Source organism: Geodermatophilus amargosae (assembly GCF_041028265.1).
GTDB lineage: Bacteria > Actinomycetota > Actinomycetes > Mycobacteriales > Geodermatophilaceae > Geodermatophilus > Geodermatophilus amargosae_A.
In genome coordinates this window covers 287,826-301,315 of the sequence record NZ_JABGCW010000005.1, presented here as the reverse complement: position 1 = coordinate 301,315, position 13,490 = coordinate 287,826, and the positions used below count along the sequence as shown (strand labels likewise).

General features: G+C 75.1%; 16 protein-coding genes and 4 tRNA genes. 6 read left to right on the top strand and 14 right to left on the bottom strand.

Annotation, left to right across the window (positions count from 1 at the left end; translation table 11 throughout):
• Positions 1–88: 88 nt before the first annotated feature.
• The 9 genes from HLV61_RS09095 to HLV61_RS09055 all read right to left on the bottom strand — a co-directional run bounded on the left by HLV61_RS09095 (position 89) and on the right by HLV61_RS09055 (position 8,043).
• The gene (locus tag HLV61_RS09095; RefSeq protein ID WP_369254487.1) at positions 89–841 is read right to left on the bottom strand and encodes a YebC/PmpR family DNA-binding transcriptional regulator; all 753 of its coding nucleotides are present in this window, start codon (positions 839–841) and stop codon (positions 89–91) included.
• Between the two features lie 151 nt (positions 842–992).
• On the bottom strand, positions 993–1,526 hold the full coding sequence (locus tag HLV61_RS09090; RefSeq protein WP_369254485.1) for a hypothetical protein: 534 nt from the start codon (positions 1,524–1,526) through the stop codon (positions 993–995).
• A gap of 11 nt (positions 1,527–1,537) precedes the next feature.
• Complete coding sequence (locus tag HLV61_RS09085) at positions 1,538–2,758, bottom strand: glycosyltransferase family 4 protein (RefSeq protein WP_369254483.1); 1,221 nt, start codon at positions 2,756–2,758, stop codon at positions 1,538–1,540.
• Positions 2,758–3,693 carry a phosphatidylinositol mannoside acyltransferase gene (locus tag HLV61_RS09080; protein WP_369254481.1) on the bottom strand — a complete coding sequence of 312 codons (936 nt, stop codon included), beginning with the start codon at positions 3,691–3,693 and terminating at the stop codon, positions 2,758–2,760. The genes HLV61_RS09085 and HLV61_RS09080 overlap by 1 nt, the downstream gene beginning before the upstream one ends.
• Positions 3,690–4,322 carry a phosphatidylinositol phosphate synthase gene (gene pgsA / locus HLV61_RS09075; RefSeq protein ID WP_369254479.1) on the bottom strand — a complete coding sequence of 211 codons (633 nt, stop codon included), beginning with the start codon at positions 4,320–4,322 and terminating at the stop codon, positions 3,690–3,692. Before pgsA ends, HLV61_RS09080 begins: the two co-directional genes overlap by 4 nt.
• Before the next feature lie 2 nt (positions 4,323–4,324).
• A complete protein-coding gene (locus HLV61_RS09070; RefSeq protein ID WP_369254477.1) occupies positions 4,325–4,906 on the bottom strand; it encodes an HIT family protein in 582 nt (193 codons plus the stop codon).
• Positions 4,903–6,963, bottom strand: coding sequence for a threonine--tRNA ligase (gene thrS, locus HLV61_RS09065; protein ID WP_369254475.1), 2,061 nt, complete (start codon positions 6,961–6,963; stop codon positions 4,903–4,905). The genes HLV61_RS09070 and thrS overlap by 4 nt, the downstream gene beginning before the upstream one ends.
• 66 nt (positions 6,964–7,029) lie before the next feature.
• A complete protein-coding gene (locus HLV61_RS09060; RefSeq protein WP_369254473.1) occupies positions 7,030–7,614 on the bottom strand; it encodes an MOSC N-terminal beta barrel domain-containing protein in 585 nt (194 codons plus the stop codon).
• 48 nt (positions 7,615–7,662) lie between these two features.
• Complete coding sequence (locus tag HLV61_RS09055; RefSeq protein ID WP_369254471.1) at positions 7,663–8,043, bottom strand: HNH endonuclease; 381 nt, start codon at positions 8,041–8,043, stop codon at positions 7,663–7,665.
• 158 nt (positions 8,044–8,201) lie between these two features.
• Here HLV61_RS09055 and HLV61_RS09050 point away from each other — a divergent pair, with 158 nt between their 5' ends.
• The gene (locus tag HLV61_RS09050) at positions 8,202–8,750 is read left to right on the top strand and encodes a dihydrofolate reductase family protein (protein ID WP_369254469.1); all 549 of its coding nucleotides are present in this window, start codon (positions 8,202–8,204) and stop codon (positions 8,748–8,750) included.
• A gap of 118 nt (positions 8,751–8,868) precedes the next feature.
• A complete protein-coding gene (locus HLV61_RS09045; protein ID WP_369254467.1) occupies positions 8,869–9,426 on the top strand; it encodes a dihydrofolate reductase family protein in 558 nt (185 codons plus the stop codon).
• A 69-nt stretch (positions 9,427–9,495) separates the two neighbouring features.
• Here the strand turns inward: HLV61_RS09045 and HLV61_RS09040 are convergent.
• From HLV61_RS09040 to HLV61_RS09025, 4 genes are all read right to left on the bottom strand, one after another.
• Positions 9,496–9,567, bottom strand: a tRNA-Val gene (locus HLV61_RS09040).
• 26 nt (positions 9,568–9,593) lie between these two features.
• A complete protein-coding gene (locus HLV61_RS09035) occupies positions 9,594–10,067 on the bottom strand; it encodes a TIGR02611 family protein (protein ID WP_369254465.1) in 474 nt (157 codons plus the stop codon).
• 14 nt (positions 10,068–10,081) lie between these two features.
• Positions 10,082–10,981, bottom strand: a complete 900-nt coding sequence (locus HLV61_RS09030) for an anti-sigma factor domain-containing protein (RefSeq protein ID WP_369254463.1) — start codon at positions 10,979–10,981, stop codon at positions 10,082–10,084.
• The gene (locus tag HLV61_RS09025) at positions 10,978–11,628 is read right to left on the bottom strand and encodes a sigma-70 family RNA polymerase sigma factor (protein ID WP_369254461.1); all 651 of its coding nucleotides are present in this window, start codon (positions 11,626–11,628) and stop codon (positions 10,978–10,980) included. Before HLV61_RS09025 ends, HLV61_RS09030 begins: the two co-directional genes overlap by 4 nt.
• Positions 11,629–11,843: 215 nt before the next feature.
• Between HLV61_RS09025 and HLV61_RS09020 the strand changes: the two genes are divergently transcribed.
• The 4 genes from HLV61_RS09020 (at position 11,844) to HLV61_RS09005 (ending at position 12,698) form a co-directional block, all read left to right on the top strand.
• A complete protein-coding gene (locus HLV61_RS09020) occupies positions 11,844–12,293 on the top strand; it encodes an SsgA family sporulation/cell division regulator (protein ID WP_369254459.1) in 450 nt (149 codons plus the stop codon).
• A gap of 93 nt (positions 12,294–12,386) precedes the next feature.
• Positions 12,387–12,459: transfer RNA gene (locus HLV61_RS09015), tRNA-Gly, on the top strand.
• Between the two features lie 43 nt (positions 12,460–12,502).
• Positions 12,503–12,573, top strand: a tRNA-Cys gene (locus HLV61_RS09010).
• A 50-nt stretch (positions 12,574–12,623) separates the two neighbouring features.
• Positions 12,624–12,698, top strand: a tRNA-Val gene (locus HLV61_RS09005).
• Between the two features lie 66 nt (positions 12,699–12,764).
• On the opposite strand, the gene coaE is transcribed toward HLV61_RS09005, so the two are convergent.
• On the bottom strand, positions 12,765–13,370 hold the full coding sequence (coaE, locus tag HLV61_RS09000; RefSeq protein ID WP_369254457.1) for a dephospho-CoA kinase: 606 nt from the start codon (positions 13,368–13,370) through the stop codon (positions 12,765–12,767).
• Positions 13,371–13,490 lie beyond the last annotated feature (120 nt).

The following is a 13,490-nucleotide window of genomic DNA, read 5'->3' as shown; positions in this document are numbered from 1 at the left end:
CCGTCGCCGACGACGGCCCTGCGACGCAACACGCGGCAGGCCCGGGCTGCGGCCGGGAGGGAGGGGGCTCGGGTCAGGAGGGTCGGTCCTACCCGACGTCGGCCATGACCTCGTCGGGGACGTCGTAGTTGGCGTAGACGTTCTGCACGTCGTCGCAGTCCTCGAGCGCGTCGATGAGACGGAACACCTTGCCGGCGCCGTCCGCGTCGAGCTCCACGGAGACGCTCGGCACGAAGCCGGCCTCGGCGGAGTCGTAGTCGATGCCGGCGTCCTGCAGGGCGGTGCGGACGGCGACCAGGTCGCCCGGCTCGCAGACCACCTCGAGGGTGTCGCCGAGGTCGCGGACCTCCTCGGCGCCGGCGTCGAGGACGGCCATGAGCACGGTGTCCTCGTCCACGCCGTCGGCCCGGGACACGACCACGACGCCCTTCCGGGAGAAGAGGTAGGAGACCGAGCCCGGGTCGGCCATCGACCCGCCGTTGCGGGTCATGGCGGTGCGGACCTCCATGGCCGAGCGGTTCTTGTTGTCCGTCAGGCACTCGATGAGGACCGCGACCCCACCGGCCGCGTAGCCCTCGTAGGTGATCGTCTGGTAGTCGACGCCGCCGGCCTCCAGGCCCGCGCCGCGCTTGACCGCCCGGTCGATGTTGTCGTTGGGGACCGAGCTCTTCTTCGCCTTCTGGATGGCGTCGTAGAGCGTCGGGTTGCCCGCCGGGTCACCGCCGCCGGTGCGCGCCGCGACCTCGATGTTCTTGATCAGCTTGGCGAACAGCTTGCCGCGCTTGGCGTCGATCCCGGCCTTCTTGTGCTTGGTCGTCGCCCACTTGGAATGGCCGCTCACGGCTGTCCTCCCTCGTCCCGGCGCCCGGCACCGGCACCCGGACGCACCGGTCGATCCTACCGGCGGGGCCGGGGAGCCCGTCCGGGCGGCAACCGGCGCCGGGGTCCTCGGCCGGAGGCGCCGATGTCCTCGGCCGGAGGCGCCGATGTCCTCAACCGGAGGCGCCGGCGCCGGTGGTCACGGCGTCCAGGCCGTCCTCGACGTCGAAGAAGCGCGGCAGCGGGCGGTCGGCGTGCAGCCGCAGCAGCCGGGGCAGCCGCCGCGTGCGCAGCAGCGCGGTGTCGCGCACGGCGTCGTTGTAGAAGCGCCGGGCCAGCCCCATGCGGGCCTCGGCCTCGGCCAGGTCGGCCAGCAGCGCCCGCGGGACCCCGGGCACCTCCGCCGGCAGCGCCCGCAACTCCCGGCCGAGCGCGTTCTCCGCCAGCTCCCGGTCGCCGGCCGGCGTCGCGCGGGCCTCGTACGCGGCGGTCTTCAGCCGGCCCGCGCGGTCCTCACCGAGGGCGGCGCCGTGCAGCGACACCAGGTCCTCGGCGAGCGCGGCGCGCTGCCGGAGCCGGTCCTCCAGCACCGCACGGGCCCGGGCGACCCGGGCCTCCAGGCGGCGCAGCCGGGTGAGCGTCCAGGCGGTCCAGGCGGTCAGCAGCAGCGCGACGACGCCGAGCAGCAGCCAGGCGTCGGGCGTCACGACCGGTCACGCTAGCGCCGGACCCGCCGCAGCAGGGAGGGCAACACCCCGTCAGTGGGGGCGCTCACCCCGGCCACCTGTGCCCACGCCTCGTCGTCGCTGGCGGTCACCGCGCCGGCGCCGGGCAGCACGACGGTCTCGTAGACGGCGAGCACCCGGCGGGCGACCACCTGCCAGTCGTAGGCGGCCGCCGCCTCCCGGCCCGCTGCCGACAGCGCGTCGCGCCGGGAGGGGTCGGCGAGCAGGTCCGACAGCGCCCGCGCCAGCGCCACGCTGTCGCCGCGGCGGACGAGCACCCCGGCCGCGCCGTCGGCGAGGACCCGCGCGAAGGCGTCGAGGTCGCTGGCCACGATCGGCGCACCGGCGGCCATCGCCTCGATGAGGACCACGCCGAAGGACTCGCCGAGCAGGTTGGGCGCGCAGTAGACGTCCACCGAGCGCAGGAAGGCGGCCTTGTCGGCCTCGGAGACCTCGCCGAGGAGCGCCACGTGCGCGCGCAGGTCCTCCCCCACCGCCTCGCGCAGCGCGTCGGGGTCGCCGCGGCCGGCCACCAGCAGCCGGGCGCCGGGGTGCTCGCGGACGACGGCACGCATCGCCTCGAGCAGCACCGGCAGGCCCTTGCGCGGCTCGTCGAAGCGGCCGAGGAACCCGACGGTCGGCCCGTCGACGCCGCGCGCGGCACCCGGCAGCGTCGGTCCCTCGGCGAACACGTCCACGTGCACGCCGTTGGGGATGATCACGGCGTCGCCGCCGAGGTGCTCGACCTGCAGGCGGCGGGCGAAGTCGGAGACGGCGATCCGGCCGGAGATCTTCTCCAGCCACGGCCGCACGACCGGACCCCAGGCGGCCAGCCACTTCGACCGGACGCTGGCGGCGTGGAAGGTGGCCACGATCGGCCCGGTGGCGATCATGCAGACCAGCAGGCCGATCGACGGCGGCGCCGGGTCGTGCACGTGGACGACGTCGAAGTGCCCCTCCCGCAGCCAGCGGCGCACCCGGGAGGCCGAGACCGGCCCGAACTGCACGCTGGCCATCGAGCCGTTGTAGGGGATCGGCACGGTCCGCCCGGCGAAGGTGATCCAGGGGTCGGCGAGTGACTCCTCGTGCTCGGCTGGGGTGAGCACCTCGACGTGGTGGCCCAGCCCGCGCAGCGTCTCGGCGAGGTCGCGCACGTGGTACTGGACGCCCCCGGGGACGTCCCACTGGTAGGGACACACCAGCCCGATGCGCATCAGCGGCGCTCCCCCGTCGGCGGGTCCGGGGGCACGTCCGCCCAGATCCGGCCCAGCACGTGCCAGTCCTCGGGGCGGACGGCGAGGTCGGCGGTGAACGAGTCGGCCACGCCCTGCATGCCCGCGGCGACCCGGTCGCGCAGCCGCCCGGGGCCGCCCACCGGCACCTCGGGCCGGATGGCGAACTCCCAGCCGCGGTCGGTGAAACGGCAGATCGCCGGGTGCAGGGCGGCACCGGTCTGCGCGGCCAGCAGCGCGGGGCCGGCGGGCATCGTCGTCGGCCGGCCGAAGAGGTCGACCGGGACCCCGCCGGGCCCCAGGTCGCGGTCGACGACCAGGCAGCTGAAGCCCCCGCCGCTGAGCCACTCGCGCAGCACGGCGGAGCTGGGCCGCTCGCCGCCGGTCAGCGGGAGCACCCGGATGCCGAGGGACTCCCGGTACTCCAGGAACCGCCGGAACAGCGACTCGGGCTGCAGGCGCTCGGCGACGGTCGCGAAGGGCCCGCCGAGCCAGTCGACGAGCCACACGCCCGCGGCGTCCCAGTTCCCGCTGTGCGGCAGGGCGGCGATGAGGCCGCGGCCGGAGTCCCGGGCCCGCTCGAAGTGCTCGACGCCGGAGTGGACGGTGTCGGCCACGATCCGCTCGCGGGGCAGCCGCGGCAGCCGGAAGGCCTCCTGCCAGTAGCGGGCGTAGGAGCGCAGCGCCCGGGTGGTGAGCTCGTCGAGCTCGTCCTCGGCCAGCTTCCCGCCGGTGGCCACCCGCAGGTTCGCCTTCAGCTGGCGGGCGCCGCGGCCCGCGCGGCCGGCGGCGTACCGGCCGGCGGCGTCGAAGGCGCCGCGGGCCACCGGCTCGGGCAGCCGCTGCACCGCCTGCCAGCCCGCCGCGTAGCCCAGGTCGGTGAGCCGGGCGGCGGCCCGCGCCCGCAGGCCGCTCACGAGGCGGGGGCCGACGGCGTCAGCGACGTCCCCCGGGCGCCGCGGCGCACGGCGACCACGCGCTGGGCGACGGTGACCGCGCCGCCCACCACGAGCAGCCACAGGCCCACGTCCACGGCGTACGGCAGGCCGAGGCCGGTGAGGCCGGTCCCGGTGAGGACCAGGATCAACCGCTCGGTGCGCTCGACCAGCCCGACGTCGCAGGGGATCCCCACGCCCTCGGCGCGGGCCTTGATGTAGCTGGTCAGCACGCCGAGGACCAGGCCGACGAGGGCCAGCAGCGCCAGCAGCCGGTCGCCGCCGGCGCCGGTGTACCACCAGATCAGGGCCCCGAAGACGGCGGCGTCGACGGCGCGGTCGCAGGTGGAGTCGAGCACCGCGCCGAACGCCGAGCCGCCCCCGCGGGCCCGCGCCAGGGCACCGTCGAGCATGTCGAGCAGTACGAAGATCGTGACGGTGAACGCGCCCCAGAACAGGACGCCGTGGGCGATGAGCACCACGGACGCCGCGATGGCGCCGACCGTCCCGGTGACGGTGATCGCGTCCGGCGTGACCCCGGCCCGGGCCAGCCGGGCCACCACCGGCGCCCAGAACCGGCCGACGGCCGCCCGGGCGCCCGACCCCAGCACGGTCAGTCCCCCGCCGGTCGCGGCCGGACGGCGGCCGGCCAGGCCGCGGCCAGCAGCGCGCGGGTCTCGGCGAGCACCTGCGGCAGCACCCGGGTCAGCCCGATGACCGGCATGAAGTTGGTGTCCCCGCCCCAGCGCGGCACCGTGTGCTGGTGCAGGTGGTCGGCGATGCCGGCGCCGGCCACCGAGCCCTGGTTCATGCCGATGTTGAAGCCGTGCGCTCCGGTCACCTGCCGCACCACCCGCATCGCCGTCTGCGTGAACGCGCCCAGCTCGGCGACCTCGTCGTCGGTGAGGTCGGTGTAGTCGGGCACGTGCCGGTACGGGACCACCATGAGGTGCCCGGCGTTGTAGGGGTAGAGGTTCAGCACCGCGAAGACGTCCTCCCCGCGCGCCACCACCAGCCCGTCCTCGTCCGGCATCGCCGGGATGAGGCAGAACGGGCAGTCGTGCTCACCGGTCGGCTTGCCCGAGCCGCGGATGTAGGCCATCCGGTACGGCGTCCACAGGTGCTCGAAGACGGTGGCCGGGCCGCCGTCGTCACTGGAGACGGGGACGGTGAAGCCGTCCGGGCCGACGGTCACCGCCGTTCCAGGGGCGCGTCCGCCGTGGGGTCGGCGTTGTGCCGCCCGGCCACCCACGCGGCGACCGCCTCGACGGCCTCGGCGACCGGCACGCCGTTGCGCTGGCTGCCGTCGCGGTAGCGGAAGGAGACCGCGCCCGCCTCGGCGTCGGTGGCCCCCGCGATGAGCACGAAGGGCACCTTCTGCTTGCTGGCGTTGCGGATCTTCTTCTGCATCCGGTCGTCGGAGTCGTCGACCTCGGCGCGGATGCCGCGGGCCCGCAGCTGCAGGGCGACGTCAGTGAGGTACCCGACCTGGTCGTCGGTGACCGGGATGCCGACCACCTGCACCGGCGCCAGCCAGGCGGGGAACGCGCCGGCGTAGTGCTCGGTGAGGACGGCGAAGAACCGCTCGATCGAGCCGAACAGCGCGCGGTGCAGCATCACCGGCCGCTGCCGGGAGCCGTCGGCGGCGGTGTACTCCAGGCCGAAGCGCTCGGGCAGGTTGAAGTCGACCTGGATGGTCGACATCTGCCAGCTGCGGCCGATCGCGTCGCGGGCCTGCACGGAGATCTTGGGTCCGTAGAACGCCGCGCCGCCCGGGTCGGGCACGAGCTCGAGGCCGGAGTCCAGGGCGGCCTGCCGCAGCGCCTCGGTGGCCACCTCCCAGCTCTCGTCGGAGCCCACGGACTTGTCCGGGTTGCGGGTCGACAGCTCCAGGTGGAAGTCGGACAGGCCGTAGTCGGCGAGCAGGCCGAGCACGAAGTCGAGCAGGCCGCGCAGCTCCCCGGCCATCTGCTCGGGGGTGCAGTAGATGTGCGCGTCGTCCTGGGTGAAACCCCGGGCGCGGGTGAGGCCGTGGACGACGCCGCTCTTCTCGTAGCGGTAGACGGTGCCGAACTCGAACAGCCGCAGCGGCAGCTCCCGGTAGGACCGGCCGCGGGACCCGAACACCAGGTTGTGCATCGGGCAGTTCATCGGCTTGAGGTAGTAGTCCTGCCCCTGCCGGCGCAGCGTGCCGTCGGCGTCGCGCTCCTCGTCGAGCTGCATCGCCGGGTACATGCCCTCGGCGTACCAGTCGAGGTGCCCGGAGATCTCGAACAGGCGTCCCTTGGTGATGTGCGGGGTGTTGACGAAGGAGTAGCCGCCCTCCTCGTGCCGCTGCCGGCTGTAGGCCTCCAGCTCCCGCCGGACGACGCCGCCCTTCGGGTGGAACACCGCCAGGCCGGAGCCGATCTCGTCGGGGAAGCTGAACAGGTCCAGCTCCGCGCCCAGCCGGCGGTGGTCGCGGCGCTCGGCCTCGGCCACCTGCTCCAGGTACGCCTTGTGCGCCTCGCGGCTCTCCCACGCGGTGCCGTAGACCCGCTGCAGCTGCGGGTTCTTCTCGCTGCCCCGCCAGTAGGCGGCCGCCGACCGGGTGAGGCTGAACGCCGGGATGCCGCTGGTGCGCGGCAGGTGCGGGCCGCGGCACAGGTCGGTCCACACCCGGTCGCCGGTGCGGGCGTCGAGGTTGTCGTACATGGTCAGCTGCGCGCCGCCGACCTCGACGTCGGCGCCCTCGGCCGCCTCGCCGGCGCCGCCCTTGAGGCCGATCAGCTCGAGCTTGTAGGGCTCGTGCGCCAGCTCGGCGCGGGCGTCGTCGTCGCTGATCTCCCGGCGGGAGAAGCGCTGCCCGGCCCGGACGATCTGCTGCATGCGCTTCTCCAGCGCCTGCAGGTCCTCCGGGGTGAACGGCTTCTCGGGGTCGAAGTCGTAGTAGAAGCCGTTCTCGACCGGCGGGCCGATGCCCAGGCGGGTGCCCGGGAACAGGTCCTGCACGGCCTGGGCGAGCACGTGCGCGGTCGAGTGGCGGATGACCGCGCGGCCCTCGGGGCTGGCCGCCGGCACCGGCTCGACCTCGGCGTCGGCGCCGGGCACCCAGGCCAGGTCGCGCAGCTCGCCGGTGACCGCGTCCCGGACGACGACCGCGCCGTCGGGGCCCTTGAGCGCGATCCCGGCGTCCTTGAGCGCCTGCTCGGCCGTCGTCCCGGCCGGCACCCGGACGGGGGTGGTGGCGGCAGGACGGGGCGCGGCGGACACGGGGTCTCCTGGGGGTCGCGAGGTGCTCGGGACGGCGTCCGGCAGGGCGGACGCGCACCGCTCAGCCTAACGAGCGCCCTCCTCCCGTCCGGGCACCCGACTCCGCTCCGACGACCCCGCCGGGACGACCTCGTCCCCGACGGCGACCGTCCCGGCCTCGGCCACCTCGGCGTACACGCCCAGGCAGTGCTTCGGCAGCCGGGTGACCTGCAGCACCGCCGAGCCCAGCCGCAGCCGCCGGCCGACCCACGAGCGCTCGTCGTCGGCGGGCAGGTCGAGGAGGAGGTTGGCCCGCGGGTCCTCCGCGCCGCAGCCCGCGGGGACGATCCCCGAGGCCGCCCGCTCCAGCGCCTGGCGGGAGACCAGGTGCACGGCCGCGCCCCCGTCCGGGCGCCCGGCCAGCGGCTCGAGCCGCACCGGCTCCCCCAGCGCCGCGGCGACCGCGGCGGCGTCGGCGGCCGGGTCGCCGGTCACCGCGACGCCGGCCAGCGCAGGGGCGTGCTTCCCGCGCACGACCTCGCCCGAGGCCGCCGCGACGACGGCCCACGCGCGGTCGCCGGCCAGCCCGGCCGGGCCGACGTCGGCCCGGGGCAGCACCGTCCCGGCGCAGCCGCGCACCGGGTAGACCGAGATGCCGACGAGGGTGCTCACGCCGTCACGCTACGACCGGCGGACCGCGGGAGTGGAGGCGGCGCGGGGTCAGGCGGCGAGGGCGCCGCGCCTGCGCAGCCGGCGGAGCTGTGACTCCAGGTACGGCCGCGCCTTGCGCTGCCCGCCGCGGACGGAGATCGCGGCGGCCAGGTCGGCCAGGACCCGGGCCAGGCGCGCCTCGTCGGCCGGCCAGCCGCGGCGCAGGCACTCCTCCAGCCACTCGACCGGCGCGGTGTGCCCCCGCTCGCCGTTGCACCGGCCGCAGGCGGCCACCTCGTTCTCCAGCCACGACGGGCCGCCCTTGACCCGCGGCACGACGTGCTCGGTGGTGGCGGGGACCTGCCCGGTGAGGGCGCGGCCGCACCAGATGCAGGTGGGGCCGTCCCGTTCCACGGCCGCCTCGAGACGGGCGGCCCTGTCCAGTGCCATCCCCTCCATGGTGCGCCGGGCCGCGCCGCGGCGCCTGAGGGATCGGCCACGTCCCCCGGCGGCGCCGCCCGGCCACCCGGCGGGTCCGCCACCGATGAGCGACGGGATCGGCCAGGGTCTGACCCACGGAACCGACCGACCTCGCGAGGAGAGCAGACATGGGCGTCATCCGGGTGCACGAGTTCACCACCGTCGACGGGGTCGTCGACGCGCCGATGTGGACGATGGACTACGGCTTCCCCGACGACCTGGCCACGTCCATCGGTGCGCTGACCGCGCCGGCCACGGGCATCCTGCTCGGGCGCACCACCTTCGAGATGTTCGCCCCGGCCTGGTCGACGCGGACCGTGGAGGAGGACCCGGGCGCGCCGTTCTTCAACGACACCACCAAGTACGTCGTCTCCTCGACGCTGGCCGACGCCGAGGGCGTGTGGCAGAACTCGACCGTCCTCGGCGGCTACGACGCCGACCGGATCCGCGCGCTCAAGGCCGACCACGACCTCTACGTCAGCGGCAGCGCCACCCTCGTCCGCGGCCTGGTCGACGACGGCCTGGTCGACGAGCTGCACCTCTACGTCTACCCGGTCGCCGTCGGCTCGGGCATCCGGCTGTTCCCCGAGGGCCGGCCGCAGACGAACCTGTCCCTGCTCGGCGTCGAGCAGCTGAGCAACGGCGTGGCGCACCTGACCTACGGCCCCGCGGCCTGAGACGGCGGCCGGCCCGGGCCCCCGGGGGCCCGGGCCGGCCGATGAGTCCCGGGGCCCGCGCGGGTCACGGCCTCCAGGACCACTCGGAGACCCACGCGCCCGTACCCGGAGGAGACGCATGGCCAGGCTCGTCTACTCGATGATCACCTCGCTCGACGGCTATGCCGAGGCGGCCGAGGGCGGCCTCGGGACCGGGGCCGACGACCCGGAGGTGCACACCTTCGTCGGCGACGTCTTCCGCTCCCTCGGCACGTACCTCTACGGCCGGCGCATGTACGAGACGATGGTCTTCTGGGAGACCGCGCACACCGAGCTCGACGCGCCGCCGCACATCGTGCAGTACGCGCGCGACTGGCAGGCCGCCGAGAAGGTCGTGTACTCCACGACGCTGGAGTCGGTGTCGAGCGAGCGGACCCGCATCGAGCGGACCTTCGACCCGGACGCGGTACGCAGGCTCAAGGACGAGGCCGAGGCCGACCTCTCCGTCGACGGGCCGAACCTCGCCGCCCAGGCGATCGCGGCCGGCCTGGTGGACGAGTACCACCTGTTCATCACCACGAGCGTGGTCGGCGGCGGCAAGCGGTTCTTCCCCGACGGCGTGCGCCTCGATCTCGAGCTGGTCGAGGAGCGTTCCTTCGACAGCGGGCTCGTCTACGCGCGCTACCGGACCCGCTGAGCCGGGGTCCCGATCACGACGGAGGGCCAGGCTCCCCCGTCCCCGGGTTCCCCTGGCCCTCCGTGCGCGTGGGCGATACTGGGTTCGAACCAGTGACCTCTTCGGTGTGAACGAAGCGCTCTACCACTGAGCCAATCGCCCGCTGCGCCGTCCATGATGCCAGACGGTCACCGCCAGAGCGGCACCCACCCCGGCATCCAGTCCGGCACGCCCATCACGTGCAACGTGACCACCACGACGCCGTAGACGAAGGCCGCCGTCAGCAGGGCGATGCCCAGCCGCACCCAGACCGGCTGGCGGCCCAGCCACTCGGTCCAGGCCGTCACGTGGCGCTTGGTGTACTCCAGCAGCCGCTCGGCCCAGGTGAACTCGGTGGCGAGCACGAACAGGCCGGCGATGACGGTCAGCCAGCCGGGACCGGGCAGCGGGATGGTGACCAGGCCGACGGCGACGATCACGGCGCCGACGATGCCCACGCAGACGCGGTAGGCGTGGTCCAGCGAGCGGCGGGCACCCAGGCGGCGGCGCCAGCCGGTGTCGGCGACGCGCTCGCGCAGGCTGTGGTGGCCGTCGTGCGCGTACTGCTCCCGCCGCTCCTCCGCGGTCGGCCGTGCCCGTCGCGCCCGCGGGGGCGGGGGCACCGTGTCCTGTTCGCTCAGCTGGTCACCTGCCCGCTCGCCACCACGTCCGACGGTTCCGACGGAGCCTGACGACCGGGCTCGATGCTGATCGCGTACCCCACGTAACCGTCCAGCCCGGTCGAGGCGGAGCCTACGGTCCGGAGGTCCGTTTGTGGGGAGACGACGTCGAAGGTGCCGAGCGCCACGGGCGCGTCGTCGGCCATCCCCCACACCACGTACACGCTGGTGCTGCTGTCGTTGACCTGCAGTCCGTGGGTGACGACCTCCAGCTGCGCCTCCCGGGCGACGACGGTGGCCACGCGCTCGCCGTCGCCGTCGCGCTGGACGGGCGCGATCGTCGCGCGGCCCGGCTGCAGCAGGGCCTCGACGACCCGCTGCTGCTCGGCGGCGACCTCCTGCGCCTCGTCGCGGGCGGAGCCGAGGACGACGTTCCAGGTGCCCAGCGCCAGGATCGCGGCCACGGCGGCGGCGACCAGCGCGTTGGGCAGCACCCGGCGCCACGCGGTGCGCTCCTCCGGGACCGGCGGCCCGGCCTGCGGCGGCGCGTAGCCCGGGAAGCCGGTGGCCGCCGGGACGTCGGTGCGGCGACGTCTGCCGGAGGCCGCGGTGGCCCCGGACGGCAGGTCGGCGGTCGTGCCGGCGGGCAGCTCGACGCCGGCCGGGGGCGGCAGCTGCTCGGTCTGCTCGACGGCGGCGCGCAGCCGGTCGCGCAGTCCCTCGCCGGGCTGGGCCTGCGGGAGGTCGCCGGCCAGCGCCGCCATCACCTCGGAGGTCTCGGCGACCGTCCGGGTGCAGCGGGGGCAGCTCGGCAGGTGCGCGCCGAAGAGCGCCTCGTCCTCGGGCTCGAGCGCGTGCAGCGCCCAGCCGACGGCGAGCTCGTCGTAGGGCTCGTGGTCGTCGTGGCGCGGGTTCACCGAGCACCTCCGTCGACCGCGGCGGGACCGCTGAGGGCGCCGCCGGCGGTGGCTCCGCCGACCGCGCCGAGCTCCTCCTTGAGCCGGCGCATCCCGGCGAGCATGCGGGTCTTGACCGTGCCCAGCGGGGCGCGGGTCAGGGCGGCGACCTCCCGCTGGGTGTAGCCGCCGTAGTAGGCGAGCGTGAGGGCCTCCCGCTGGGCGTCGGGCAGCGTCCCGAGGGCGGTGCGCACCCGCTCGGCCACCAGGCGGGTCCAGGCGTCGTCCTCGACGTCGCGGGCGCTCGTGGGCGCGCTGAGCGCGAGGTCGTCCTCGGCGCGGGCCTGGCGGCGGCGGTGGGACTCCTCGCGGCGGACGGCGTCGACGGCCTTGTGGTGCACCATCGCCATCAGCCACGAGGCGAAGCTGCCGCGGGCGCCGTCGTAGGCGTGCGGATCGCGCCACACGGTGAGGAAGACGTCCTGCACGACGTCCTCGGCGAGGGTGTCGTCGGCGAGGATCCGGCGGGCCAGGGCGAAGGCGGGCCGGCGGAACCGGTCGTAGAGGTCGTCGACGGCACCCCGGTCCCCGGCGCGCACCCGCACGATCAGGTCCGCGTCGCCGGAGTCCCCCTCCGGACGTCGTGCCGGACGCGTCACGGCTCCCATCGTCACACGCCGCGTTCGTGTCAGACAGGCATCATGGTTCACCACGCGGGGTAGGAGTCCCCCAGCCGAGGTCCCTGCCCCGACCCGGCGAGGTCCGTGGACCGGTCCAGAAGGCGACCTCCGCGGCCTCAGCCCGCACGGGCGACACGCCCGGAGCCCGGTCGGCGCAACATCCGGCCGTTCCGGTCGTTCTACGGAACATGGATCGAGGCGACATGGCAGACCGCACCTCCCCCGGGTACTCCGTCCCCACGACGCTGTACCTGGTCGGCCCCACCTCCTGGACCGAGGTGCCCGCCGTCCTCACCTACGCGATGTCGGACCCCTTCGCGGTGCGCATCGGCTTCGGCGACGCCGGGGACCCGGTCGACGACGGCATCACCTGGCTCCTGGGCCGGGAGCTGCTCGCCGACGGGCTGGAGCGGCCGGCCGGCGACGGCGACGTGCGGGTCTGGCCGGCCCGCACCAGCGGCGACGTGCTCTACCTGCACCTGCGCGCGCCCTCCGGCGAGGCGCTGTTCGAGCTGTCCCGCGCCACGGTGGCCGCCTTCCTCCAGCGCACCGAGGAGCTCGTGCCCTCGGGGCAGGAGACCGCGGCGCTCGACGTCGACGACGCGCTGGCCGCACTGCTCTCCGGCGGCGGCGCCGACCCCGGGGCACGGTGATCCAGCGGGGGGACCCCCCGTGAAACCCCCTCCCCGGGTCGGGTATCGTCCTCTCTGCACGACAGCGACACGGAAACACAGCAGCACAGCAACGCGGACGTGGCTCAGTTGGTAGAGCATCACCTTGCCAAGGTGAGGGTCGCGGGTTCGAATCCCGTCGTCCGCTCGGGACCTCGGGCGCTGGTCGCGAGACCGGCGCCCGTGTGTGCGGTGGAGTGGCCGAGAGGCGAGGCAACGGCCTGCAAAGCCGTCTACACGGGTTCAAATCCCGTCTCCACCTCGCCTCCTCGCAGCAGCGCGGTGGAGCGGGCCGGTCAGCCGACCGGACTCGGGCGATTGGCTCAGTGGTAGAGCGCTACCTTGACACGGTAGAGGTCACTGGTTCGAACCCAGTATCGCCCACCAGCACGCAGAGCCCCGGACCCTCGCGGTCCGGGGCTCTCGTCGTCCCGGGCCCCGGCCGTCCCCGGGCTAGCGCTGCCCGCCCACGGCCGGCGCCACGTGCTCGTCCCAGAACCGCTCGACCTGCCCGGCCAGGTCCTCGGGGGCGCCGCTGTTGTCCAGGACGACGTCGGCCACGGCGCGCCGCTGCGCGTCGGTGGCCTGGGCGGCGATGCGGGCGCGGGCGTCCTGCTCGGACAGGCCGCGCAGCCCCAGCCGCGCCACCCGCGTCTCCAGGTCCGCCTCGACGACGAGCACGAGGTCGTGCACGCCGGCCTGGCCGGTCTCCACCAGCAGCGGCACGTCCTGCACGACGACGGCGTCGGGCGGGGCGGCGCCGATCAGCTCCCGCGCCCGCGCCCGCACCAGCGGGTGGACGATGCCGTCCAGCCGCGCCCGCGCCTCCGGATCGGCGAACACGATCGAGGCCAGCGCCGGGCGGTCCAGCACCCCCTCGACGGTGAGCACGCCGGGGCCGAACGCGGCCACCACGGCGGCCAGCCCCGGCGTGCCGGGTTCGACGACCTCCCGCGCGATCCGGTCGGCGTCCACCACCAGCGCCCCGCGGGCGGCCAGCAGCGCCGCCACCGTGCTCTTCCCCGACCCGATCCCGCCGGTCAACCCGATCCGCAGCACGTACGGACGGTAACGAGCACGCGGACAGCGGTCACGGACGGGTAACACCTGCCCGCCCGGCGCGGCGCGTCGCTCCAGTCACACCCGTCACTCCTCTTAACGTCCGCCACGTCGGTTCCC